This is a genomic window from Neobacillus sp. BF23-41 (assembly GCF_041106275.1).
Genome location: NZ_JBGBPR010000008.1, coordinates 82,900 through 109,712, shown reverse-complemented (window position 1 = coordinate 109,712; position 26,813 = coordinate 82,900). Strand labels below are relative to the sequence as shown.

At 38.6% G+C, this 26,813-nt stretch carries 21 protein-coding genes; 2 read left to right on the top strand and 19 right to left on the bottom strand.

Going from position 1 to position 26,813, the window contains the following annotated elements; all coding sequences use genetic code 11:
• Positions 1-2: 2 nt before the first annotated feature.
• The 13 genes from iolD to AB7942_RS14160 form a co-directional block, all read right to left on the bottom strand.
• Entirely contained in the window at positions 3-1,922 is a 1,920-nt protein-coding gene (iolD, locus tag AB7942_RS14220) for a 3D-(3,5/4)-trihydroxycyclohexane-1,2-dione acylhydrolase (decyclizing) (RefSeq protein ID WP_369447354.1), read from the bottom strand.
• Positions 1,923-2,163: 241 nt separating this feature from the next.
• Positions 2,164-3,627 (bottom strand): CoA-acylating methylmalonate-semialdehyde dehydrogenase, encoded by a 1,464-nt coding sequence (locus AB7942_RS14215; RefSeq protein WP_369447353.1) that lies wholly within the window; start codon positions 3,625-3,627, stop codon positions 2,164-2,166.
• Positions 3,628-3,670: 43 nt separating this feature from the next.
• A complete protein-coding gene (iolC, locus tag AB7942_RS14210; RefSeq protein WP_369447352.1) occupies positions 3,671-4,672 on the bottom strand; it encodes a 5-dehydro-2-deoxygluconokinase in 1,002 nt (333 codons plus the stop codon).
• A gap of 33 nt (positions 4,673-4,705) precedes the next feature.
• Positions 4,706-5,728 carry an inositol 2-dehydrogenase gene (iolG, locus tag AB7942_RS14205; RefSeq protein WP_335437740.1) on the bottom strand — a complete coding sequence of 341 codons (1,023 nt, stop codon included), beginning with the start codon at positions 5,726-5,728 and terminating at the stop codon, positions 4,706-4,708.
• A 177-nt stretch (positions 5,729-5,905) separates the two neighbouring features.
• Positions 5,906-6,919, bottom strand: coding sequence for a LacI family DNA-binding transcriptional regulator (locus AB7942_RS14200; RefSeq protein WP_369447351.1), 1,014 nt, complete (start codon positions 6,917-6,919; stop codon positions 5,906-5,908).
• 242 nt (positions 6,920-7,161) lie between these two features.
• A complete protein-coding gene (locus tag AB7942_RS14195; protein ID WP_369447350.1) occupies positions 7,162-8,043 on the bottom strand; it encodes a helix-turn-helix domain-containing protein in 882 nt (293 codons plus the stop codon).
• Between the two features lie 531 nt (positions 8,044-8,574).
• Entirely contained in the window at positions 8,575-11,292 is a 2,718-nt protein-coding gene (locus AB7942_RS14190) for a sugar-binding protein (RefSeq protein WP_369447349.1), read from the bottom strand.
• A gap of 216 nt (positions 11,293-11,508) precedes the next feature.
• Positions 11,509-12,249: a 6-phosphogluconolactonase gene (locus tag AB7942_RS14185; protein WP_369447348.1), complete on the bottom strand. Its 741-nt coding sequence runs from the start codon at positions 12,247-12,249 to the stop codon at positions 11,509-11,511.
• 105 nt (positions 12,250-12,354) lie between these two features.
• On the bottom strand, positions 12,355-13,191 hold the full coding sequence (locus AB7942_RS14180; protein WP_369447347.1) for a carbohydrate ABC transporter permease: 837 nt from the start codon (positions 13,189-13,191) through the stop codon (positions 12,355-12,357).
• A gap of 20 nt (positions 13,192-13,211) precedes the next feature.
• Positions 13,212-14,081 carry a carbohydrate ABC transporter permease gene (locus AB7942_RS14175; RefSeq protein WP_369447346.1) on the bottom strand — a complete coding sequence of 290 codons (870 nt, stop codon included), beginning with the start codon at positions 14,079-14,081 and terminating at the stop codon, positions 13,212-13,214.
• Positions 14,082-14,159: 78 nt separating this feature from the next.
• Positions 14,160-15,458, bottom strand: coding sequence for an ABC transporter substrate-binding protein (locus tag AB7942_RS14170; RefSeq protein WP_369447345.1), 1,299 nt, complete (start codon positions 15,456-15,458; stop codon positions 14,160-14,162).
• 101 nt (positions 15,459-15,559) lie between these two features.
• Positions 15,560-16,960 carry a family 4 glycosyl hydrolase gene (locus AB7942_RS14165; protein ID WP_369447344.1) on the bottom strand — a complete coding sequence of 467 codons (1,401 nt, stop codon included), beginning with the start codon at positions 16,958-16,960 and terminating at the stop codon, positions 15,560-15,562.
• Positions 16,957-17,901: a carbohydrate kinase family protein gene (locus AB7942_RS14160; RefSeq protein WP_369447343.1), complete on the bottom strand. Its 945-nt coding sequence runs from the start codon at positions 17,899-17,901 to the stop codon at positions 16,957-16,959. The genes AB7942_RS14165 and AB7942_RS14160 overlap by 4 nt, the downstream gene beginning before the upstream one ends.
• Positions 17,902-18,309: 408 nt before the next feature.
• Here AB7942_RS14160 and AB7942_RS14155 point away from each other — a divergent pair, with 408 nt between their 5' ends.
• On the top strand, positions 18,310-19,041 hold the full coding sequence (locus tag AB7942_RS14155) for a GntR family transcriptional regulator (RefSeq protein ID WP_369447342.1): 732 nt from the start codon (positions 18,310-18,312) through the stop codon (positions 19,039-19,041).
• A 27-nt stretch (positions 19,042-19,068) separates the two neighbouring features.
• Entirely contained in the window at positions 19,069-19,656 is a 588-nt protein-coding gene (locus tag AB7942_RS14150) for a YesL family protein (RefSeq protein ID WP_369447341.1), read from the top strand.
• A gap of 99 nt (positions 19,657-19,755) precedes the next feature.
• On the opposite strand, the gene AB7942_RS14145 is transcribed toward AB7942_RS14150, so the two are convergent.
• From AB7942_RS14145 to AB7942_RS14120, 6 genes are read right to left on the bottom strand one after another with little or no spacing between them, the layout of a single operon-like run.
• Positions 19,756-21,864: a DUF5054 domain-containing protein gene (locus AB7942_RS14145; protein ID WP_369447340.1), complete on the bottom strand. Its 2,109-nt coding sequence runs from the start codon at positions 21,862-21,864 to the stop codon at positions 19,756-19,758.
• Between the two features lie 28 nt (positions 21,865-21,892).
• The gene (locus AB7942_RS14140; RefSeq protein WP_369447339.1) at positions 21,893-22,657 is read right to left on the bottom strand and encodes a sugar phosphate isomerase/epimerase family protein; all 765 of its coding nucleotides are present in this window, start codon (positions 22,655-22,657) and stop codon (positions 21,893-21,895) included.
• 1 nt (position 22,658) lies between these two features.
• Positions 22,659-23,630 (bottom strand): aldo/keto reductase, encoded by a 972-nt coding sequence (locus tag AB7942_RS14135; protein WP_369447338.1) that lies wholly within the window; start codon positions 23,628-23,630, stop codon positions 22,659-22,661.
• Between the two features lie 48 nt (positions 23,631-23,678).
• The gene (locus tag AB7942_RS14130) at positions 23,679-24,962 is read right to left on the bottom strand and encodes a CehA/McbA family metallohydrolase (protein ID WP_369447337.1); all 1,284 of its coding nucleotides are present in this window, start codon (positions 24,960-24,962) and stop codon (positions 23,679-23,681) included.
• A 50-nt stretch (positions 24,963-25,012) separates the two neighbouring features.
• Positions 25,013-25,864 carry a carbohydrate ABC transporter permease gene (locus tag AB7942_RS14125; protein ID WP_088089775.1) on the bottom strand — a complete coding sequence of 284 codons (852 nt, stop codon included), beginning with the start codon at positions 25,862-25,864 and terminating at the stop codon, positions 25,013-25,015.
• A 5-nt stretch (positions 25,865-25,869) separates the two neighbouring features.
• A complete protein-coding gene (locus AB7942_RS14120) occupies positions 25,870-26,793 on the bottom strand; it encodes a carbohydrate ABC transporter permease (protein WP_335437731.1) in 924 nt (307 codons plus the stop codon).
• Between the last annotated feature and the right edge of the window lie 20 nt (positions 26,794-26,813).

The following is a 26,813-nucleotide window of genomic DNA, read 5'->3' as shown; positions in this document are numbered from 1 at the left end:
TCTTAATAAGCACGTGCTTTTTCTAAATTTGTTTGGTTTCTTTCATAGGCGGCTTGGATGCCTTCTTTTTTAGAAACTTCCGCTACACCTATATTCCACCAAGCGTTATAGCCATTTGTCATCGTTTTAGGAAGTACTTTGATGTCAATCAGTGTACTGACCGTTTGTTTTTTCGAATCATTCACAGCTGCTTCAAGTTCTTCCATTGTCCGAACAGAATACGTTTTTACTCCGTAACCTTCTGCTACCTTGGCATAATCAATTGCCATGACCGGGCCGTCCAATTTTCCTGTTACTTGATTCCTTTTACGGAATTCTGTACCAAAGCTGTCCATGCCATTTCCCATTTGCAGATTGTTAATACAGCCGAATCCAGAGTTATCAAACAGGATGACATTAATTTTTTTACCTTCTTGAAGACTAGTAACCAGTTCAGTATGTAGCATCAGATAACTTCCATCCCCAGTCATCGCATACACTTCCTTGTCTGGTTCCGCTAGCTTCGTACCTAAAGCGCCGGCAATCTCATAACCCATGCAAGAATAGCCGTATTCCATATGATAGGTGTTACGTGTTTTCGATACCCACATCCGCTGCAGGTCGCCTGGCAAACTTCCCGCTGCCCCAACAATCACGGCATTGTCATCAAGCAGCTCATTCACCCTGCCAATCACACGCGTCTGGGTCAGTTCGGAACGAAGAACTTCCTTATATTCAGAAAGCTTTTCATCCAAATGACCTGCGATTTCCGGGATGAAGTTTTCTCCATATGTAATGCCATAAAGACGATTCAATTCTTCCTCCCAGACACGCTTCGCTTCCGCGATTTCATTTTCATATCTGGAAACGTAGTCTCCAAGTGCGGAGCCAATCATTTCGAGCCCAGCCTTTGCATCAGCGACCACCTTCATCGCATCTAATTTCGCTGCATGGAATTCTGAAATATTGATGGTCAGAATCTCAGCCTCACCAAACAATTGCTTAGAAGCTGTTGTAAAATCAGTAAAGCGAGTGCCTACCGCAATGATTAAATCCGCTTCTTGTGCAATGGAATTCGCTGCCGAATTACCTGTAACACCAAGTCCGCCTAGGTTTAGTGGATGAGTGCTTTCGACACCGCTTTTTCCAGCCTGTGTTTCTCCAAAGGGAATATGGAATTTTTCAGCAAATTGTAAGAAACTATCAGCGGCTTCTGAATAGCGCACGCCTCCACCTAAAATCAGTAATGGTTTCTTTTTTGTTTGAATGAGTTTTACTGCATCACGGATACTTTCAGTTGATGGCTGCCGACGCTCGATTCGATGAACTCGCTTATCAAAGAATCGTTCTGGATAATCCCATGCTTCTCCCTGTACATCCTGTGGCAGTGCAATCGTAACCGCACCAGTATCGGCTGGATTGGTTAAAACACGCATTGCGTTCAAGAGTGCAGACATCAACTGCTCTGGACGATTGACACGATCCCAATACTTACTCACTGCACGGAAGGCATCATTCGTGGAAATAGATAGATTATGAGTCTGTTCAATTTGCTGCAATACTGGATCAGGTTGTCGGGAGGCAAACACATCACCAGGAAGCAAAAGAACAGGAATATTGTTCGCGGTTGCCGTTGCTGCAGACGTCACCATATTGGCTGATCCCGGTCCGACCGAAGCAGTACAGGCCATAATCTGTTTACGATGTTTCTGCTTGGCAAAAGCCATCGCTGCATTCGCCATACCCTGTTCATTCCGTCCTTGATAGACTTCTAACTCCCCAGGATTTTCTTCCAATGCTTGCCCCAAACCTAGCACATTTCCATGACCAAAAATCGTAAAAATGCCTTTAATAAACCGTTGTTGTTTCCCATCGAACTCTACATATTGAGCGTTTAAAAATTTTACAAGCGCCTGTGCTGTTGTTAATCGAATCGTACCCACTATTTAATCCCCTCTCATCAAAACGATATGGCTTCCCTCACCTAAGAACTTTTCCGCGCGTTTGGTTGTGATTCCCGCGGACTTTCAACATAATTCCGCTGAAATCTGATTGAATTCCGCGGAATTTCACATTAATTCCGCCAAGTACACAAATCCACTAGGCTAGAACTCTTTTATTCTATAAAAAAAGGGATGCAGCACGGACTGTCTCCATCCCACCACTTCCCTTTTATTTCTCGAATTATTTTACATAACGAGCAGTCAGCATTTTCTTTCTTGTGTAAAATTCAACTCCATCTGTTCCATTCGCATGCAGATCACCGTAAAAAGAATCCTTATAGCCCGAGAATGGGAAGAACGCCATTGGTGCCGGAACACCCACATTAACACCAAGCATACCTGCATCGATGGTTTCACGGAATTGACGGACAGCTGATGCGCTGTCTGTATAGATGCAGGCTCCATTTGCGAATGGCGATGCATTTGCAAAATCTACTGCTTCTGTCAAACCTTGAACGCGGACAATGGATAGTACTGGCGCAAAAACTTCATCCTGCCAGATTTTCATTTCTTGGGTCACGTGATCGAAGATAGTTGGCCCAACAAAGTAGCCTTCTCCTTTTACTGCATCGTCTTCACGACCGTCACGGACAAGTGTTGCCCCTTGCTCAACTCCTGATTCAATATAACCAAGGGTACGTTCTTTGTGAGATTCACGAATAACCGGTCCAAGGAAGACTCCTTCGTCAAGTCCATTTCCGATTACAATCTCATCGGCAGCCATCTTTAGTTTCGCAAGCAACTCATCAGCGATAGACTCCTCGACTGTCACAACAGCAGCCGCCATACAGCGCTCACCTGCTGAACCGAAAGCAGCACTAGTAATTTCTTTTGCTGCTACATCCAGATTGGCATCTTTTAATACGATCGAGTGATTTTTTGCACCAGCAAGTGCCTGAACACGTTTTAAATTAGCTGTACCCGTTTTGTATACATATTCTGCAACCGGCTGTGAACCGACGAACGAAATCGCTTTAACAAGCTTATGTTCAAGAAGGCCATTTACCACATCATGTGCACCATTTACGATATTCAATACACCTTTTTGAAGCCCTGCCTCTTCAAACAATTCTGCAAGACGGGCTGCAAGAATCGGTGTTCGCTCTGATGGCTTTAATACGAATGTATTTCCACAAGCAATCGCTAGCGGGAACATCCAGCAAGGAACCATCATTGGAAAGTTAAACGGCGTAATACCGCCAACAACACCAATCGGATAACGGTACATACCGGATTCGATATTGGTTGCAATATCAGGAAGCTGTTTACCCATCATTAATGTCGGTGCACCTGCAGCAAATTCCACACATTCAATACCGCGAAGGACTTCACCATAGGCTTCTGAATAGCTTTTTCCATTTTCCTTTGTAACGAGCTTTGCCAATTCATCCCAGTTGTCCACAAGAAGCTGCTGGTATTTGAAAAGAATACGTGCACGTTTTGGAACCGAAACTTGAGACCATGTTTTAAATGCTTCATTTGCTGCCTGAACAGCATGATCAACTTCTTCTTTAGTGGAAAGTGGTACGATAGAAAGCTCTTCTCCCGTTGCGGGATTATAAACTACCTCTGTTTTTTCTGATGTTGACTCTACCCATTCTCCGCCAATATAGTTTTTTAAAGTTTTTACTGTAGTCACTGTCATCTGAGAATCATCCTTTCTATTTAAAAATCTATTAATCTCACTTTTAAGCAAGTTCATAAATTGCTGTATCCATATGATTTAGAAGTTCTTCCAGTGATGGCATCGCATCTGAGCAGCTATGACGTGAAATGACAATCGATGCTGAGGCGCTTCCCATTTTCATCGCTTCTGATACGTCTTGCCCATTCATGAGTCCATATATGAATGCTGATGCGTAGGAGTCCCCTGCACCGAAAGTTTTCAAAACGTTTGTCCGGAAAATACCGCTTCGGTGGGATGCGCCGTCTTTCGTATACGCAATCGACCCAGCACCACCATGTTTAATCACAACAAGTTCGGCCCGGTAAGAAAACCAACGAGAGGCTGTATTCTGGTCATCTGATTCTTCAATATGTAACAGTTTTTCCATCATGTCGAACTCTTCACGCGTCCCGATAATGACATCACATTTTTCAGCGGCCAGGTTGTAATAAACAGCGGTTTCTGCTTCATCCGTCCATGTATACGGACGATAATCAAGGTCAAAGAATACGGTTAATCCGTGTTTCACAGCATATTCTAATGCAACAAATACAGCCTCACGAGAAGGACTTTTTGCAAGCGCAGTTCCAGAGATTAATAGTGCCTTTGACTGTTTAATATACTCTTCATCCACTTCAGATGGGTGCAGCTTCAAATCCGCTACATTGTCTCGGTACATCAAAATACTGCAATCTACTGGGCTTTTGATTTCTGTAAAAGCAAGGCCCGTTACGGCTCCTGTGCGGTCAATCTTCACACCTGTTGTATCAATCGAATTCTTTTCTAAATAATTTGTAATGAAACGGCCCATTTGGTCGTCCGATACTTTTCCGATAAAACCAGTCTTCTGGCCAAGCCTAGCTGAACCAATCGCGATATTTGCAGGTGAACCGCCAACATACTTGGTAAACGTTCGCGTTTCCTCCATCGGACGGTTCGTCTCATTGGCATTCAAGTCAATGCAGAGCCGGCCCACTGCAATAAGATCGAGGGGTCGGACTTGATTAAATCTGAGCGGGTTCATATAACTTCCATCCTTCCGTTTAGTTTCCTAATACTAGACAGTTGCCGATTGACCAACCAGTTGCAACTGAACTGGCGCTCCAATTGCAAGCGACTTTTTAGCCGCATTGGCAATCCTCTCTGCCTGCAGGCCATCAAAAATGCTGCAGCTTACTGGTTTATTTTCAAGGATGGCAGTAGCAAACTCGGTTACCTCATTAGTGTAGGCTTGTGTGTAGCGTTCTAGGAAAAAGTACAGTGGTTTCTCTTTTGATACACTTTCTGCAGTGGAAAGCTCCACAGTGTTCGCACGATTGTTATCCGCTTGTGCAGCTCCCTTGTCACCAAACACTTCTAAGCGCTGGTCATATCCATAGGCAGCACGGCGGCTGTTTTCAATAACACCAAGAGCGCCATTGGCAAACTTTAACGTAATAATAGCGGTATCAATATCACCAGCTTCACCAATAGCTGGATTTACAAGTACTGCCCCAGTTGCAGATACCTCCACAACCTCACTGCCCATAATATAGCGGGCCATATCAAAATCGTGTATCGTCATGTCCATGAATAATCCGCCTGACGACTTTATGTAATCAACACTTGGTGGCTCCGGATCACGGGATGTGATGCGTAAAATATGTGGCTGGCCAACTTTACCATCTTGGACGAGCTCACGAATTTTACGGAAGTTGGGATCAAATCGGCGATTAAATCCAACTTGAAGCTTTACACCTGCTTTTTCGACAGCTGCAAGTGCTTCTTCCGTTTCTTCCACAGTAAAGCTGACTGGTTTTTCACAAAAAATATGTTTTCCTGCTGCTGCAGCTTCTTTAATAATGTTTGCATGTGTATTGGTAGGTGAACAAATAAATACAGCATTAATTTCCGGATCATTTAGGATGTCAAGGTAACTTGTTGTCAAAACTTCTATTTGCCTCTCTTTTGCCCATGATTCAAGATGTCCGATTGCAACATCTGATACACTTTTTACTCTAAGGCGTGGAATGCCTCTCAAATTATCCACATGTATTTTCCCAATACGTCCAGCTCCGATTATTCCTACAGTCAATGTCATTACTGAATCCTCCCTTTTTTTACAATCAAACATAAATGGTTAAGCGCTCTCTCTATTAAAATATTGCCCTTTCTACACTTAATCTTACGGTTTTTTAAAAGAATATAGGTCAATATGGTAAAGCGCTTAACCAAAAGTGATAATGAAAAGCTTCCGATAGTTCGGTCAGCTTAAGGTTCATGAATTATATTTATTAATATCTTTTACGGACTCGCGTTCTACAAGTGTTGGGGTAAGCATAATACGGTGAGTAGGCATACCTGGCTTTTCAATCGATTCCATCAGCTGCTGAATGGCATAACTGGCCAAATCAGAAATAGGCTGTGCAATGGTCGTTAACCCAGGGTCTGCTATTTCGGCATGGATCGTGTTATCAAAGCCAATAATCGATATATCATGCGGAATCGATAATTTCGCCTTCCTTGCTTCATTTATAAAGACCACAGCAATTAAATCTGTTGTCGCAAACACTGCTGTCGGCAAGGTATCCAACTCCAATATTTGATGAGCCGCTTTTTTTGCTTCTTCAATTTTGGATTTTGCCTGGATAACCAAAGTGTTATCAATGTTAATTCCTTCATCAACGAGCGACTGCTTAAACCCCTCTAAACGTAATTGACCGCTTGCACGTTCTGTTTCTGTAATGACGGCTATATTCTGATGTCCTTTTTCCAATAAGTAACGGCCCGCAAGATACCCCCCTTTTACATCATCGGTAGTAACAACGTTTGATTCTAATGCAAGATGGTCAAAAGAAAACATGACGAAAGGAATATTCCGATTGTGAAGGTTTTTGAATTTCTTCAGATCTTTAGGTTCCGTTGCAATGATTATGCCGTCAACTTGTTTTTTAATAAGGAGCTCCAAATAGTCATTCTCGCGTTCCCGTTGATAATCTGTACTGCACAAGATGAGCGCATAGCCCGTTTCCCGTGCATTGTTTTCTAGCGCCCGGGCTACTTCAGCAAAGAAAGGGTTGGCGATATCGGGAACGAGCACTCCAATGGTGAAAGTTTTCTTTCCCGTTAACGCTGCAGCTAAACTGCTCGGCTGATATTCGAGTTCTTCCATGATTTCAAGGACCTTGTTTTTCGTCTTCTCACTGATTCGGCCCGTATTATTTATTACTTTGGAAACTGTTGCAATTGACACATTCGCTTCCTTAGCTACATCATAAATGGTTGGTTTCATCTTTATACTCCTCTTCGTGCTTTAGATTCATATAACACGAAGTGCTTTTCTCAATTATATAATTATGGTCTTAATGTTAACAAATTTTCGTGATGGAGAACTTCCATTATAATAAAAGCATAATCAATTTCATCTTTCTCACATAAAAGGAAAGCGCTTACCTTATTTCCGATTATATTTAATTTCGATTGATATTTCAATACTTTTTTAAATTCAATTTAAATAAATTATCCTCCAAACTATTAATCAATTTTACTAACATACTTCCGATATTCTCCTGGGCTCATTCCAACTATCTTTTTAAATACCAAGTGAAAATGAGTAACATTGTTATAGCCAACTTGACTTGCAATATCAGTTATTTGTAAATACGAATGCGTTAACAAATTTTTTGCATGTCTGACTCTTTTTGATGTGATAAATTCGATTAGAGTAAATCCTGTAACACGCTTGAATTCTCTACTTAAATAAGATGGACTGACAAAAAGGTTTTCTGCTAAATCAGAAAGTTTAAGGTCTTTATAAAAATTTTCGTTCACGTAGTCTAAAGCTTTTGAAATGGTATTATTTAATTTAAAAGAGTATTTAGGATTTAAAGAAGGTAATTGTTTTTCCTTCTCATATTGTCTGTTTATTAGTACAAGAAGCCAATTCAATAAACTTACGATACTACACATCGAGTCGTCACGGTTTAACTCAAACTCTGTTTGAAGTTGTTTCGAAATCATATCAAAAATGATCTGATCATCTTGATTCATCTTCATTTGGTGTGAAAAACCAGGTGGACGTTCCTTAAATATTGTAAGTGGATTATAATGATTATCTGTTTGTAGCATACGAACTATTTTAGGATGGAACATGATAATTAAAGCCTCAAATGGCTCCCCGTCAATTAGTTGGCTTTTGTGTAATTCATTGTTGCCGATAATAAACATATCACCTTCTTGAAACGTATAAAATTTATCCTCTATAAAGTAATGTCCTTTCCCCTTCAAGGTATAAAAAATTTCTAAGGAATCATGCCACTCAAAAGGCATTTTCCAATCACCTTCATTATGGTCCACAAATATTTGAAAAAGGAAAGGATCTACAAATGTTTGCAAAGCTTTGGGATAGTTTGACACAATTACACTCCTTACTTCACACTAATGGAATCTAATACAAGACTTTCAGATGGTGCCCCGAAATACCCACCAATTGCTATTACGGATTGTCCCCCACAATAAATACCGATTTTCAATTTTTCCAAACAATATGCTTTATCAATGATCCTATTAACTGTAGCTTCTTCCCATCTGTATCATAGAGTACTAGTCTAGAATTGTGGAATTTATCATTCCACCGAATTAAAGCGCTTACAATTAACAGTAATCTAGCACTAGAACCACCTAAAATGGTTAGCTTCATTTCAACAACTCTATATTTTCTCTATTTTAATTTAATATGTAATAAAATTCTAATTATATTTAACTATTTATTCATATATTTTGAACTAATTAATAAATACTTCGATTTTAGATCATCGGTTTATGTCTACGTTTTACGCTGATTTTCTTAGAAATTTAATATTGTTTCATATAAAATAACAAGTAAAATTTTATGATATAAAAAATACCCCTGGCTATTAATAATTGGCCAAGGGAATTCGTTACAATTTATTTTCCTATCGGATAGGATATACTTTCTGTTTTACCGTCTTCTGTTTCATAAGAAATAAGCACATAGGCAGTTTCAGGTAATTTGTCAGACGGATATTGCAATTTGGCTTCAGATTGTTGATTAAATTTAAAATCTATTGTTTTCTTGTCTAAGATTTGTTTATTTGACCATAGAAACACGTTTGCTGTACCAGGTTTTTGAGCTTTAAGTTTTACATTTACCGTGCTAATACCCACTTCCGGTTTTTCAACAATCTTTATGCTATCTTTCTCAGCAGCCTGTCCGCTGGCAAGTGGAATGCCACTTAAAGAAGACTGTAAGATAGATTGTGGCGATAAACTACTTTTCGCAACATCCATTGGAATAATCGGTTCTTTTGATTGTTGCGGTAAGTTCCCATCCGGTTGGTAGTCTTTTAACTTTCCATGGCCCCAACGATACGGATCTCCCTGTACACCACCCCATGTTGACCAACCTAGGCGTGTTTGTCCTGTTTTGTCCTTTGTATCTGAATCATAAATAAAAATATTAAAGGCAAACTTTTCAGGATCAACAGCCGCAGGCAATACAGAGAAAGGAATCTTTACTTCCATCGTATACCCATTATAATTCTCTTCGTTAATTTTTGATGCGATTTCCATTCCTGGAGCAGTCAATTCGATTGGACCCTGATTGTTATCAGCATCACGGTATGCCGCAGGCTTATGTTCAGTCGTTGTTGGGAAAATACCGACTTTAAAGGTAGAAGACGTATTTTCTGAATTTCCTTGCGGGTCGATTGTAATTTCTACGGAATCAGTTCTCCAATGACGTTTTGCATCAGCCTCATTTAAGACAGTACCTAACAAATCATCTTGAACATTTACATAAAAATATAAGGCATCTTTGCTCCAACTTACTTTGGCATGACCGGAGGCGTCCATAGAAGAAGTAGGCGCTGACCCTTCCCATACACGACTTAAATCTATATCATGATCATGATATTCACCTTCGTGTTCCTCACCATCAATCGTTGGTTGAGTTACTGCTTGTTGGATATCAGTGACAGGAACTAAATTAATGGCTGCAGTTTGAACCACAGATTTATCAGTTGTTTTGGTCGTAATCGTAAAGTCGTAATCACCATTTGTACCTCCATCATTAGAAGTTTTTAATGATGGATTTGTATTGCTAACCGAAAACTGTATTGCTTTTGTTTCGTCTGGTTTCAGAGAGTCAATGGATATTGAAGGCTGAAGTGTTTGGAAGCCTTCCGGCAGCTGAATGGATACTTCTCCATTTTGAACATTGTTACTGTTATTGGTTACATTAACTTGAATATCCTTCGTTTCACCCAATCCCATTGAAAACACAGGTTTAATTAAATTCTCTAAATGCTGTACGTGATTTTTTTCCGTCCATTCTTGGAACTGTTTTACATGTGCTAATGGCTGGAGTTTCGCCTCTACTGCCGATACCCCTTCAATTACTCTGCTTGAAAAGCCTTGTTTTTCTCCAACAGCTAATTTAGCGTTAAGACGATATCTTTTCATTTCCATATTTGTTGAAGCTTTTACGTTAAAACTAAACTTTTTCGTTTCACCTTTTTTAAGCTCCTTAATAGACACTTGATCTTTCATCTCTGCTTCCAAACCAACAGGTAACTCAAGTGTTAGATTTGCATCTTTTAAACTCTTTTCACTGTTGTTGGTTACTTCAATATTTACCTTAAACGTTTCGCCAGGCACAATTTTGTAATTTGAAGTTGTAACAGATAATTCTGTTCCAAGAGGAAGACCTTGTTCACTTGTTAGAAGAGCACCTTCAAGTAACGAAGTCGATTGTTGGTTATCTTCTGTAATCGGTACACGGCTATCAAACTCTGTAAAACGATCACAGCCTAATTGATTAGGATCATTTGGGACATCAGCAAATACCTTCCAGCCTTGAGACTCATAAATTCTTTGAGCTTCACGTTCAAGCTGTGCCCATGTCTTGTTTTGCTTTACTGATTTTCTTCCACTCCAAATGCTATACACTTTATCAGTTGGTTCAGTAGGAACGAAAGTTGTTTCACATGTTTCCCCAATGTTAGCTCCTACACCGTTCGCACCACGATATACGATTTTCTTTGCTTTCCAAGGTTTCAATCCTTCTTTTGAAATTTGTTCTGGAAACTGAGTAGGATCTGCAGCAGCGTAAAATGCTTCTACTGCCATTCTTGCAGCATATTGATGATGACCATGATTTCCTGGTGTTGGTGATGGATTCATTGTGAAGAGAATTTCAGGTTTTGTCATTCGAATGGTACGCACAACTTTCTCAAGTGTGGAATCATGGCCCCACACTTTTTCTGTTAAGGGTGCGCTGACATTGTAATAAAAATCAACTTTATCTAGATTGAATACATGATTGATTCCTGCAATAGATACAGCATCTCTTTCCTCTTTTTCTCTTAAAATACCTAAATCAGAACCTTCTTCAGGCCCAACTGCATTTCCTCCGCCTTCTCCGCGTGTAACTGTCATTACACCCATCTTATAGTTATATTGTTCGATCCACTGTCCGTATGTAGACAAACCTCCAGCTTCATCATCAGGATGCGCTCCGATGAACAACATATCTAAATCGACCGGTTTTTCTTCAGTTTTTGCCAAACTAGAACCTAATGGAATAAGACTGCACATCATCGTTAAAGTTAATGATCTAGCAATTGTTGAAAACTTTTTCTTCATACTTTTTTCTCCCTTCAATTTTTACTTTAAAAAACTTTCACATCTTTAAATAACCTACATTATAGTTATAATAAAAAATCCGTAATAGTTCTTTAGATATTTTTACTAAAAATTCAGATATATAATTTTAGAAAAAAATGAGTAAGAAGCACTAAATTATTACTTTTCAAAAAATGAACAAGAAAAAAGCCAGGATAAGAATCCGGGCTGAAATCGTTATGAAACAGGATGTGCTTCCTTGTCGACAAATACATAGCAGTTTTCATGCAGGTTTAGAACCGAAACCGGGTATTTTTCATCGGCTTCCCCTTTTAAAAATGCAGAGATTGCCTCTTTTTTCACTTCGCCATTTGCGATGACGATGGTGGTCTCTGCTTCGAGCATTTGCTTTAAGCCAATTGTAATGCCTTTTTCAAGCTTAGCTTCCTGACTGAAATATTTTTGTCCCACTCTCTTTGTTGTTTCATCTAGGTTGATAACGTGGGAATTAAGCTCCCTGTTCACATAAGGTTCGTTTAAGGCAAGATGGCCATTGACACCAACTCCTAAAAGCAGAACGTCAATCCCATCATGCTTTTGTATGAAACTGTCATTTTTCTCACATTCTTTTTGAAGGTCATCACTATCTGCTTTAAAAAAATGAATTCGGTCATGGAAAATCGCCAGAGGTGTGAAAAAGTGTTCATTTATATAACGATAGCAGCTTCCTTCATCTTCCCAGGAAAGTCCTACGAATTCATCCAACCCAACAAAATGGCACTGCGAAAAATCAATTTCTTTGTTCCTCGCGGCTTCGACCAAATACTTCAGTGTCCCTGTAGGTGTGCCTCCTGCCGCTAAACAGACCAGAGAAGCAGGCTTGGTATTCACTTGTTCGATAATTTTTTCGGCAGCCTGTCGGGACATTTCATCATAATCATTTAATACTTGATAGTGAATATTGCTAATTTCATTCAAAAAAATTTCTCCTCTCGTTTCGGTGTTAGGCCAGAGCGGCGTCTTCCCTTTCCTTCTAGTAATGGTCAAGGAAGACATTATAGATTAAACATTTTTAACAACATGTTACCCTTTGACTGATCCTGAACTTAATCCGCTCACCACTTGCTCTTGAAGAAGAACAAACATCAAAATGCTTGGGATGGTAATCATCGTAAGAGCGGCAAATAACGCAGTATAATCGTAACTGAACATAGAGGTAAAATAATTCAACACCAATGGAACTGTTCTATTTTCATTGCTAGAGGTAAGTGTTAAGGCAAACAAAAATTCGTTCCAACAATTGATAAATTGTATAATAGCCGCTGTTGCAAAACCAGGCCTTGCTATAGGGACCACAATTGAGTAAAACGTACGAAGAAAACTAGCCCCATCAATGTAAGCAGATTCCTCAATTTCATTAGGAATGGTAAGGAAAAAGCTTCGAAGAACAAAAAGTGTAATGGGAATTCCAATTGCTGTATACACCAAAACCAATCCAGTTTTTGTATCGTATAGTCCAATAAACTCCACCACACTGTAAATTGATTGCATCATAGATGTAATTGGTATAAACAATGTGATACTCATAACTGCAAGCAAGAAATTAATAACCTTTGATTTTACTCTTGCAAAAACATAGGCCGCCATACCCATAAAGATTAAATTGAATATAGTTGATGCTATAGAAACAACAATGCTATTTCCGTAGTATTGAAAAATCGGTGAAACCTTTATGGCAGTGATATATCCATCAAAACTAAGTGATGTTGGAAGAGATAATGGTGTAGAAGTTATTTCCTGTGTTGTTTTAAAAGAAGATATTAAGACCCAAAAAATTGGCAGAATCGAGATAAACGTAATGGCAGCCAAGAAGATATAGGTCAGTGATTTCCAAATTATTTGTTTGGTGTTATCTCGCAAATTTCATCTCTCCTTCACACCTAGACATCCGATTGTCCAAATTTAAATATTCGAGTTGCGACAAGAATAATGAACAAGCCTAGGAAAATCAACAATGTTCCAATCGCATTTGCATACCCATAGTTGTTTAACATCATTGCTTCTTTATATAAATAAAGTGGTAAATTTAAATTTGAATCATTGGGACCTCCATTTGTCGTTAAGAAAATTAATTCAAATTCTTTTAACATACTTGTTGTCGCAAGAATAACACTTATCCCTATTACATTTCGTAATAAAGGCAAGACGACAAACAGATCCGTTTGAAACCTTGTTGCACCATCGATTTTTGCTGCTTCATAGAGTGATTGGGGAATGGTTGCAATTTCAGCCATAACAATAATGGTGATAAGAGCAGAAAAAAATAACCAACCGCTTGTTACAGTCCAAAACGATGTAGATGGATCGAAATACCAATTCAGTGAAAAGTCTTCAAAACCAATCATTTTTAAGAAGGAATTGATCATACCCATTTGGGGATTAAATACATATAGTAACAACATGGCTCTCGCGGCTGAGGATATGATGATTGGAATCATATAGGATGTTCGAACGAACTTCCAGCCTAACGGTTTATGTGATAGGACCAAAGCAACCAACACACCTAATGCCACATGAAATGAACCCTGCAGCGCCACCCAAATAATCGTATTTTTGAACGCAATCAGAAAAGATTGATCTGAAAGCAGTGCAATGTAGTTATCAATACCGATAAATTTCATCGGCTGATTTATTTTATAATCGAAAAAAGATGTGAAGATCACATTAACAACCGGATATCCAAACACAAGAAGAAATATGATAACAGCGGGTGTTAGAAAAATAGCATACCAAAGTCGATTGCGTTTCATGCTGCACCTCCTAGTATCATGTAAGTTGAATCGAAGGACATTTTGTCCTTCGATTCATGATAAAGCCTATTTAGTGTATCAATTTTTTTGAGCGGCTTCTGTTAATTTTTGAGCTGCTTCTTTCGGTGTAAGTTGTCCATTTGCCAAGGCTGGATAAATGTTACTTACTTCGTTTTGAACATTGTTATGCCAAGTTTTTTGGTAATACAGGATTTCATTTTTCGCACTTTCAGTTTGAGTTAAGAAATCTGCTAAAATCGGAAACTTCTGTTTTACATCGTCTGTAATTTCTACTTTAGGAGAATCCGGAAGCTCTCCTTTAAGTAAAAGCAATTCCTTTTGATGCTCTGGACTTACAAGAAATTTTAAGAATTCTACAGCAGCATCTGCATGTTTTTTATCTTTCGATAAAACAAAATATCCTTTTTCAGGTGAGTTAAATACAGTGTTTTCAGGGAATAGTGCAACACCAATATGCTTATCTAATCCTTTTTTTGCTTTTTTCGTATCACTGAAATCGCCGATCATCCATGGACCGTTTGCAATCATTGCTGTCTCACCATTTAAAAAGTGCATGGCAGCCGTATCATATTTTGCTCCGACCGCATCTTTAGTCGTATATTTTTTTAACATTGTTTGAATTTTTTCTAGAGAATCAACCACGTATGGTTTATTAAAGTCTTTTGGGAAATATGTGTTCATAAATTCCAATCCCTCTGGACTGTGACTCCCGATCATGGCATTAAACCAAAGAGAAGTAAGCCAACCTGTCTCTGCTGTATCCATTGATACTGGCGTGATTCCTGCTTTTTTTAATGTGTCAAATTGACTGAACAATTCATCCCATGTTTGAGCTGGTTTTGTAATCCCTGCTTTTTCAAATAGTTCTTTATTATAGTAGTATTCCATCATTCCTCTAAATGTAGGAAAACCATACACTTTTCCGTCGAATGTATTCACTTCCAACGACTTTGGATCGAACTGACTTTTAAATTCCGAATCTGCTTGTAAGTAAGGTGTTAAATCAACCGCTTTTCCTGCTTTGTAGGCAAGATCAAGTAGTCCTAGTGGCGACATTCCAATATCAGGCATATCACCCGACTGCAAAAGAAGCTTCATTTTGTCAACGTAGTTTTGCTCTCCTGCGATTTCTTCAGTCACAACTTTAATTTTACCTTTGTGATCGGTATTAAATTTTTCTACTACTTTGTTAAACCATTGAGCATTTGGATCTGTCCCCACATAATAATGAGGAAATTTAATAACAATTTCACCATTAGTGCTTTCGTTGTTTGAACTATTTTTTGAACATGCTGACATGACAATTAGCATAAGACCTAAAAGTAGCAATCCAAATCTTTTTAAAGATCTATTCATGTGTTTCTCCCCTTTGATATTATTATTATTTTTCAAGGAAATTAAAGTGAAATAAAAACCATCATACTAATCTTTTCTATGCTTTAATTAGAGGAAGTCTTTTAATTGATTAATTCCTGCTTCTCACTATTAAATTGTGGGAGATATTGTTTGTGAACCTCTAAATATTCATCCAATATCGCTTTTGCCACGGTATATGAAGGAACTAAAGGATGCACAGTTAATGCTTTTAGCGCTGTGTCATAATCACCGGTAACTGCTGCCTCTACCGCTAATCTCTCATATGTTTTAACAGGCTTTATTAACGACATCGCTACATCTGGTACTTCGCCAACAGATAATGGAAAATAGCCATTTTCGTTCACTAAACAAGGAACCTCAACCACATCATCATGATGAAGCCCAGCTATTGTACCGTTATTTGGTATGTTCAATGTTAATACTTGCTGCTTATTATATTTAATACTCTTGATAATATTTAAAGCAAGACCTTCGTAACCTTCCTCTTCATATGTGATTTCAATTTTTTCTTCTTTCTCATACACATTATGAACATTACCAGAAGTTTCACGTGACATATATGTGTTGTTTCGCTCTTCCATTGTTTGCTTGTAGTCTGCCCAAGCTTTTGCAACGTCCCCTGATTTCACATGATCATACAACCGCTCTAAAAGAGGTCTTCCTAGTTTAACAATTTGTTCCCCACGAGTTTCATTTGACTCGTTGATATTTTTTACAGCCTGATCTGTATAATAAAAATAATATAGATATTCATTTGGAAGCATTCCGATGTTTCGTATTAAATCTGGATCAAAAAAGCTAAAAATATGAGAAGTACGTGAAAGAGACTCATAGTTTTCTAGAATTTCAGGAAGCTTATCTTCGCCGCCCACGATCACCGAAGGCACCCATCCTAAATGATTTAAACCAAAGTAAGTAGCTTGTAGTCTTGTATGAGGTACTCCAAGAAACTTCCCTAATGCATTTTTAATGCCCGCATGAGCATCACAAATTCCAATGACTTTATCATGATGACCATATGTATTGAGGGCTTGAGCAAGAAGCCCTGATGGATTCGTGAAATTCAAGAGCCATGCTTGCGGAGCAACTTCATGAATGATTTTGGTATACTCAATCATAACTGGAATAGTACGCAATGCCATTGCAAATCCGCCAGGTCCCGTTGTTTCTTGACCGATTACTCCATGTTTTAGAGATACACGTTCATCAAGAACTCGAGACTCTTCTTGACCGACCCGAATAGCAGAATAGATAAACTCAGCACCTCTGACAGCCTCTCTGATGTCCGAAGTAAAAGTCAGTTTAAACGAAGCTTGGTGTTGTTCTACAAGATATTTTGAAAGTTCTCCCATCACCAAAAGTCGATTTTCATCATTATCAAATAGTGTAACTTCGCTTAAATGTAGGTCAGGATGTTTAAATAACCCCTGGATTAATTGAGGAGTTCTCATTCCAGCTCCTCCAAGAACTGTTAACTTCATACCAATTCCTCCGTTTCATTTTGTTTGTTGGTATTTAAAAACTCTGCTTCTACTTGGGTCCAATACGGACTTTTAGTCGCTCCGCCTAAACCTTCTACTGAGCATGCACCACAAAAATTACCTAAACGAACAGCGTCCTCTAATTCATATCCTTTTAAAAGTCCGGTTAATACACCTGCAGCAAACACATCGCCTGCTCCAGTTGTATCAATAGGATTCTTCTTGAATCCAGGAACTACAACATCTTTCCCTTTTATACCCACCAAAGCTCCTTCAGGTCCAAGTTTGATTATGATCAAAGTGTCTTTACACCACTTTTGAAAGGTATGTAGTGCATCTTCGGCAGAAGTTTTGCTGGTCATATAAAAAGCTTCCTTTAGATTTGGTGTGAAAAAGTCACTATGCTTTATCATTTCTATTAATTTTGGGTCCTTTAACCAATGCTCGTCCCATCCGATGTCAACCGATACTTTCATTCCTTTTTCTTTTGCTAATTGAATGGAGGATAATGACTGAGGCCCTGCTCCCAAGTGTAGGATGGAAGCATCCACATTCTCTATAATAGAATTCGTGTACTCTTCGAAGTTGAAATCCTTTGTATCATCTTGATAAGAAAGAAATGAACGATCTCCACCATAGTTGATGGCAACGGATAGCGTTCGAAGAGGTTGATTCAATTTTTTCATTAGTTGGGTAGATACACCTTCTGATTCAAGGCTGGTTAAAACAAACTGACTTAACACGTCATTCCCAATAGGGGAAATAATCGCTACTTTCAGGCCTAATCTTGCAAAAGCAACTGCAGTAGTATAGGCTGCACCGCATGTGAACTCAAATGCACCGCAATAAACTTCCTCTCCTGGATTCGGCATTTTTGGTATGGATGAAAATATTACATCTGTGGACACTACTCCTTGAACTAATACATCATATTTTTCCATGTGACTCTCCTTTCGTGGTGTTTTACTCGTAATGTCGTTACTACAACTGTACTCACTTACATTGTTTCATGATTTGTTCAAAATTATTGGGAGCTATAAAGACTTGTTACCCCCGAGTGAAAACGGTTTCAAATTTAAAAAAATTTTTTTGAGTTGTAGCATTTTTATATGAATTAATGGTTCAACTTGTTATGTTGTTACTACAATTCCATGTTAGTACATGTGCAAAGGAACGTCAATATGAATTTCATTAATTTTCTAAATTATACTTAAATACAAATAATACCACTGTATAAAACGGTTTCCACCACTCAGTAAAACTAGTCAAAAAAATCTCAACTTTCTTTTTTCGTCAACTTGTTATAACATGATTACAACAGAGAAGAATTTTAAGGGCGAGTGAAATATATGAAAAACAAAACAGGAACTGCATTGTATTATTCTGTAAAAGAGAAAATTCTGGAGCGGATCGATCGAGAAATATATCAAGTTGGAGGGAAACTACCAAGTGAGTCCGATCTTTGTTTGGAATTTGAAGTTAGCCGAACAACTATTCGTCTTGCTCTTCAACAACTTGAACAAGAAGGTCGAATCTACAAATTGCAAGGAAAAGGAACCTTCGTTGCACAACCAAAAATTCAAGAAACTATTACTCTAACGATTAAAAGTTTTTCAGAGCAAATGAAGAGTATGGGACTTCAAGCTCATTCCGAAGTGTTAAGTATCGAAACGATACCTGCGACTTTATTTCTTGCAAATTCTTTAGATATTCAGCCGAATGACCCGGTCTTTAAGCTGGTTCGTTTGCGGTTTGCTGAGCAAAAACCTTATCAGTATTCCACTTCTTATGTACCATGGAAAGTTGCACCTAACTTAATTCATGATGATTGTTCAGGCTCTCTATTCGAATTGCTTCAAACGAAATATGGTTTGAAATTCTTAAAATCTATTGAATCGATAGAGCCTGTAATCCCAACGGTACAAATTAGTAATTTATTAGGGATTCCTGAGAACACCCCCTCTTTCCAATCAGAGTCCCTAACTTATACAACTGAAATGGTCCCAATCGAATATTCATCCACTATTGTTCGAGGGGATTTTGCAAAATTTGTGACTGAACGCTATTATCAAATCAAGTAATTAGTTTCAGTGAATGGGAGGATATTTATGAAGGTGCAGTATGGGAAGTTTTTTACTATTACTGAACGTATATCAAATCTCTTTTTTTTAAATCTACTTTGGATTGTTGCATGTTTACCAATCATCACTATTATCCCTTCTACAGCTGCTATGTTCGGTGTTTTTAGAGAATGGGTGACTAAAAAGGAAACGAGTATTTTTCGACTCTTCTTTCAAAAATTCAAAGAAAATTTTAAGCAAAGCATGGTTCTTGAGCTTGCTTGGTTATTTTACTTAGGAATTGCATATGCCAATCTTAGTATTCTTGATAATTTTAACGGCATGTTTCGAACGGTTATTTTATCTATTTTAATTACCATAGGTATCTTGCTTGTTATTATGTCAATTTATATGGTCACAATAATGGTGCATTTTAATATCTCCATACCAACCTTATGGAAGAATTCCTTCCTACTATCCTTAACGTGCTTTCCGTCAACTTTAATTGTAATTCTGATTGTATGTTTAATGGCAGCCATTACCTATTTCCTACCGATCGTTCTAACTTTTGCGTTTAGCGTCACAGCTTATTTACTCTTTTTACTTTGTTTTCGAACGATTAGAATATCTGACTAAATTTTATTAAAGTTAATCGACTGGAATAAGGTTATAGAAAATTCTTCACCCAGATAAAAAGTGTAAAGGCCCATACCTTGGGCCTTTACACTTTTATAACTAATGCGATTTCAATTTCAACGTAAATCTACTTTTCCCGTTTTCTTCATACCACATCGGGAAGTTTGTTCCCCAAATATTGTTGTAAAGGTTAAAGTGAAATCCACCTTCTAATGAAGCAAAAGTATTGTCAAACTGTAGCAGTCTTTTTTCACCTGGTGAGACTAGTGGAGAATCTTTTGTCTCGATCACCGCTTCTCCTTCTGCCCCATTATAATATAGACCTGAATCGACAGAATGCAGGTTTCGATTGCCGTTTTTCACAACTTCTAGTGGAGATATTTGTTCACCTAGCTTATCCAGTTTCCAGATGTTTGGATTATCAACTTGCAAGGCAAACGAAAACCACATTGCTTCTGGTAGGCGGTTTGCTTCCTTATCGAACCAATGAAGCTCAATATCTATTTGTTCATTGTGCTTAGAAAACTTGTATTCTATCGTAACCTCTTTTGGAGTACCAAGTGATTCTACTGCATGTTTCGGCATGCTTAAATGGACGATTACATCATCACTTGCTTCTGTTTCGATTTTACTTAATGAAAGGATGGAAGGTTGATAGATTCCATGTTTCGGTCTTGGAATAACGAGTTCAATCCCCGGTTTTCCTTGGTCCGCATCAGACCATCGATAGGTTTGACTAGTGTTCTCAACATATTCCTCGAACCATCGATAATAATTTTCAACTCCAAATGACTCGTAAACAAAAACACCAATCCGTTTTTGTCCGTTCGTCCACTCTTTTCCGTTTCCGTCAACTAAACTAGATATGGAGCCATCCTCTGCAAATTGTACGGTAAACACTCCAAGAGAATAAGACTTGTTCGTTTCTAATGTCTCACTACCTGCCTCCCGCTTTTGTGCCTCTAATGATTCGAATGCAGCAAAAACTTCCTTTTGGAGATTAGCAGATAAGGCAGCAACAGCTTTTTGAATATATCCACGCTGTTCCTTCCAGGAATTTTCGAATAGTTGATAGGTTCCACTTTTCCATGATTCAGAAAAAACTTGCTCTGATAATCGGTCAAACTCATCCATGGCAAATGAACCTATATAACTATATTTATCTGGAACCGAATCTTCAGCAATCTCATTTCTTTCTCTAGCATTTTGAAAATCTTGCTTTGAATAATTTTTATAATCATTGAGGTGCTTTTTCTCATCTAATCCCCAAGTATGTTCTGGAACTAAAAGCAACCAATCAGAAAACTGTGTATACTCTTCACTATTTACTTCTAATTTACCTTCAGAAACCCACTTATTTCGGAGTCTAAGTAATTCTCGATATTGAGCTACCTTCTTAGGATCTGTAGCCACTCCATGTATCCAGGAATCACCAATTTCTTCATGGACTACAGGAAGATTGTGTTTAAAGTCCTGTATCTTTGCAGCAAATGCATCCATAGTAGATGCTTTTATGGCAGCGTTAGGAAATCTTTCCTGTAAACTAGCAAACTCTGCCTTTATATCCTCAATTGATGGTGGCCCGCAATTATCACCGGTATGCGCAAACACCATTACCTCATTTAAACCATCCAGTTTAAGAACATCCCCATAATTGTCTGCATAGTTTACGATAATTTCAGAGCCATCTTGCCCCTTCCATACAAATATCGATGGAACGGAAGGAACTTTTGAGGCTGGGTTCACTCCTATATGCAAATATTTAATTCCATTACTTGCTAAATAAGGAATCACGGCTTTTGTATGACCAGGTACGTCCGTCATTTTTGCAGTGGAAGTCTCTTTTCCATATTGAGAATCTAATCGTTTCGCAATCGATAGGCCATATTGAAATAGCTCAGCATCCATTAATTCCGTATGTGTTGTAAATGGAAGTCCATGCCATGTGATAGATCCTTTTTGAATCGCAGCTTCCATTTTTCGTTTCTCTTCATTATTTGCTTGTTTCAAATACTCCTGAATAAGCCATGAGCCCGTCGTCCATACAAAACCTACTGAAGAATCTTCTTTCTCAAGGCTGTCTGCTAGTTCAATGGCCTTGGGTATGTATGATTTAATATATTGTTCAGTCACATTTTCTGCTAAATCGGTAAAGCCGATATCCAGATGTGTTTTAAAGATGACATGAACCACTTCAATCTCTTTCATGTTACTATTCGCCACCTTATGTAAGACTCTATGCGTTTACTTTTTCCGACATTTTTATGAGATTCGTTAGGCTAAGTTCTAAGCTATCCAATGGATTCCCAGGACAGAAGTCTTGTTCGACCGCATAGAATTCAACCCCATTTTGTTCACCCCATGCTAAAATGGGTTCAAAATCAATCGATCCAGTTCCAACTTCTGCAAAATATTTTCTTTCATCATTGGTCATATCCTTTAGATGAAGGATCGGGATCCGATTAGGAAATTTTTTGATATAGGAAAGCGGATCGATTCCAGCCATTTTCACCCAGTAGGTATCTACTTCTGGAAAGAGTGACAACCCTTCCTGTTTTCCTAAAATGTAATCAAGAGCAAATTGATCATCGATCTTTGTTTTAAATTCAAAATCATGGTTGTGGTAACCAACCCGAAAACCTCTAGGTGCTACCTTTCTAGCAACTTCAAGCAGAACTTGCTTTGCTTTCAGATAACCATCGACATTTTGCATATTCTCTTCAAGGTAATGGCAAAAAAAGTCGGTAGTCCCAAACAAGTCAGCTTCTTTTAATACACTTTCTAACTCATCATTCATTCGATCAAGGCTAATATGCATTCCAGCTGTTTTTAAGCCAGTCTCTTTTAAAACCTCTGCAATTTCTTCCGCAGAATATTCATGCAGTCCATCGATTTGAACAGCTTCCCAGCCCATTTTCTTTATCTCACGTAACACGCCAGGAAAATCCTTGCTTATTTCATTCCGTAATGTATATAATTGGACAGCAAATTTATGTTTCACGCTATTTCGCTCCTCCTATTTTGGTTTCAATCAAATTGAGATAGTCCATTTCCTTAGCGGTTAAGTGAATTTCTGACCCCTTGATGGAGGACAGTAATTCTTCTACTTTCTCCGGACCAATAATTGCCCCTGTTGGATAGGGTTGGTTCAGCACAAAGGCGAGTGCGATCTCAATGGCACTTGCTCCCTTTTCTTCTGCAAGCTTTTCGGCACGATTGAAACGCTCCCAGTTTTCCTCACTATAATAGACTTGAACCATTTCCTCATTTTCTCTATTTTCAGGTGTGAATCGACCACTAAAGAAACCACCCGCTTGTGACGACCATGATAGTAATGGCATTTGCGTTCCCTTATGCCAGTTTGAAATCTCTTCATTTACAGAGACACATCCAGGCCATCGCGGTCTATTGCATTGAGCTAAACTAAGATTTGGGCTATTAAAAGTAAAACCAATTAAACCGTGTTTAGCTGCATAATCGTTCGCCGCTTGGATTCGTGTATGAGACCAATTCGAGGCCCCTATCGCATGGAGTCTGCCTGCTGCAATATGCTCATTTAATACTTCCATGATAGGACCCACTTCAACGCTTGGATCATCTCGGTGGAGTGCATAAAAATCGATATAATTTGATCTTAACCTTGCTAAGCTTTCGATAACATCCTTTGTAATAGAGTCCCGATTCACACGTGGCCCTGCCTCGCCATCATCAGGATGTGCTCCTTTCGTAAGTATGTAAATATCTTCACGAATTCCTCTTGATTCAGCCCATTCACCTAAAACAACTTCACTATTAATATATTGATGCGCGGAGTCAAACATATTCCCCCCGGCTCGCACATACTCATCCATAATTGTAAAAGCCCGCTCTTTATCATTAAATTGATAGAAGTGAGCCGTTCCCATGATTAAGCGGGAGCACTTTTTTTCAATTGATTTATTTTCAACTATGCCTTTAAGTGTTATGTAGTTCATAATGAATCCCTCATTTCCATGCTATTAATCTATTGGGTTATAAAGAAACTACTCATTCAAAAAATAAATGGGATTACTTAATGCTGCCAGTTGTCTCATTTTGACTTCAGGTGAATAACGCCATACTTCGACTCTGTAAAATAAGCGCTTACCTACAGACCATGATAATTCCACTTGGTTCTGACCTTCCTCCACCATCACTTCTTGTTCAATTCCATGATTCGAAATAACTTTTACAACATCACTAAATTGAATATCCTCTACTTTTATCTCTACATTTTGATTCTTTTCTTCACACACATCACCCACCATGCTATTTCCGCATGTTAAGTTAATAAATGGCCCTTGCGGTAAATAGCTAAGGACAACATGCCCTTTTTCAATGGATTTTAATATATCGGAACTCGTTAGCGACTTGCTATACACCCAGGTTGTCGGCATTCCGTGCACGACATGCAGATGAGGGCGGTGAGCGTCACTGCCTCCAACGGCAACAAGTCTTTTCCCTAAAACCAATTGCTCTTGCCACCAATCAACGGCATCTTGGTTTTCCTCACGCCATGGTCCGTTCCAAACTTCAACCCAATCATAGTCAAAATCCCAGTCCCATCTCCAGCCAGTATTTCGGCAATACGGATGGTTTAAGGATATATAGGCACCATTTTCACGAGCCTCTTTTAGCCGGCTATGTAATTCTTCCATGGTATTTACTCTAAAATCACGAATCGGATCGTGTACACCAAAAAGGTTGAGATGGCCTTTGTTTGTAGTAAGCTCCATCCCAGGGATAAACAGAGTGTTGACATCACGAGGATAAGCTTCATTTTGACTAGAAGCGTTATGGTCGGTCAACCCTAAAAAATCAAGACCCTCGCTTTCGGCAATGTTTGCTTTTTCTCTTAGCGTGAAGGTTCCATCACTATGGACACTATGAGTGTGAAGGTCACCCCTTAACCAGCGGAGTTCTTCCGGCGAGTACTCAATCGTCAAATTAACTGTACAACCCTTCGTTGCTACTTTGTAGGCTCCTAGGATGACAGCCCATTCCCCCGCTTCCAATTCACCGTGTAAATATCCAGGAGTCGCTTTTGCTTGATGAATAAAAAATTCCGTCCGCTCACCACCGCTCCAGCCGCGAATCCTTTTTGGATCCTTCACCCCTAAATCAATAATGCTAGAAGCTGCTCCTACTTGAATGACTTCCATTTTCACCTTGATTTGTTCCGTACCAGCAGGAACCGTGAATGGAACCTCGATATATAAACTTTCTTCATCATGTGAGATAAATCTTGATACGGTTTCTGATTTTGAACACTCTTGGACAATCCCCATGATTAACCTCCTCCATGGATATTATTCCTTTGTAAAATAGAACCTTTTTTCTACTCTTTACCAGTTGACCCCAACCCGCCTAAACCTTGTTCAAAGAGAGGCTGAAGGATAAAATACAGGATAATCATTGGTAGAGCAGCTGTAGTCGCTCCTGCCATGATTAAGGGCCAATCGATATTATATTGTGTTTGAAATGCTTTTAATGCAATTTGAATCGTATACATTTCTTGCGATCTCGCGACTGTTAACGGCCATAAATACTCATTCCAATGACTTAGAAAACTGAAAATAGCCACTAACGCTAAGCCCGGCTTATTTAACGGAAGAATAATTTTCCAAAAGATTTGAAACTTATTACACCCATCGATTTTTGCTTGTTCATCTAACTCCTTCGGAACAGCTAAAAAGTTTTGTCTTAGCAAAAAAATCGCAAAGCCAGTGACAGCAAATGGGAGGATTAACGCTGGATAGGAATCCAGCCAGCCACTTGGACCTGAGAACGGCATATTTTTCATCATAAAAAATAAAGGTACGACCATTAAGCCTGAAGGAATCATCATCGTAGCCAAAACCAGTATAAACAACTTATTTCTGCCTGGAAAAGTTAATCTCGCAAACGCGAATGCAGCTAATGAGCTAAGAAAAACATTAATAACAGTGGCAATCAATGCCACGATAAAACTATTAAAAAAGGCTCGGGGCAGATTCGTTTCCTGCCAAATTTTCAAGAAATTCTCCCAATGAAATTCAGAGGGGATGATTTTGGGCGGCCAAACTAATACATCTCCCTGTGTTTTAACAGCGGTCATAAACATCCAGATATACGGACCCAGAAAGATAATTAATACAAAAAACAACAAGCCATATAAAATGGTATTCTTCATGTATTTAGATTTTTTCATATTGTTTATTCCTTTCCAGAAGATAGCTTCAGCTGTAGCCAAGTGATTAATAATAGGCACGGGAATAATACTAAAGACAATGCTGCCCCGTATCCAACATAGTTAAATTCGAAGGATTGCTGCCAGATATGTTTAATGACGACCATTGTACTATCCAAAGGTCCGCCATTTGTTAGAATATCAACCACAGCAACTACCTGAAAAGAGCCAATCACTGACATGACCATACTATAGACCAACATATGAGTAATCGACGGTAAGGAAATATGAAAAAACTGTTTCCACGCATTTGCCCCATCTAATCTTGCGGCCTCATAATACGATTGTGGAACCGATTGAAGGGCTGCAAGAAAAATTGGCGTATTATAGGCCGCACCTCTCCAGGCTCCAATAAATATTAGAATGAGCATGGCAGTAGTTGGCTGAAGTAACCAGGCGGGTGGTGTCTCCATTCCAAATGTCTTTAATAAATAATTGAGGATCCCTAAATTATTATCAAATACCCACAAAAAGATCATCGCGGTAATAACCTCAGAAGTGATCGTCGGTAAAAAATAAAACACCTTAAAGAAACGTAATCCTTTTAGCTGTCTGTTTAACAGGACAGCTATCGCTAATGCAGCTGAGATTCCTAATACAATTGATCCAAACGTATAGACTAACGTGTTGAAAATACTTTTTAAAAATAATGTATCCTCCAACATTCTCGAGAAATTATCTAACCCGATGAACTCCGCTGGATTAGGCAAACTATAATCAGTAAAGCTGAGCCAGATTAAATAAATGATCGGAACAATGGAGAAGACAAACAGAAGACTAAGCGCTGGTAATACAAATAAATAAGACCCTAAAATATCTTTAAACTTATGTAACTCCCTTTTCTTCTTTCTTATTTCTACATTCATAGAAGGGACCGTTTCTGACTTCATCTATTTCACTCCCTAGAGAG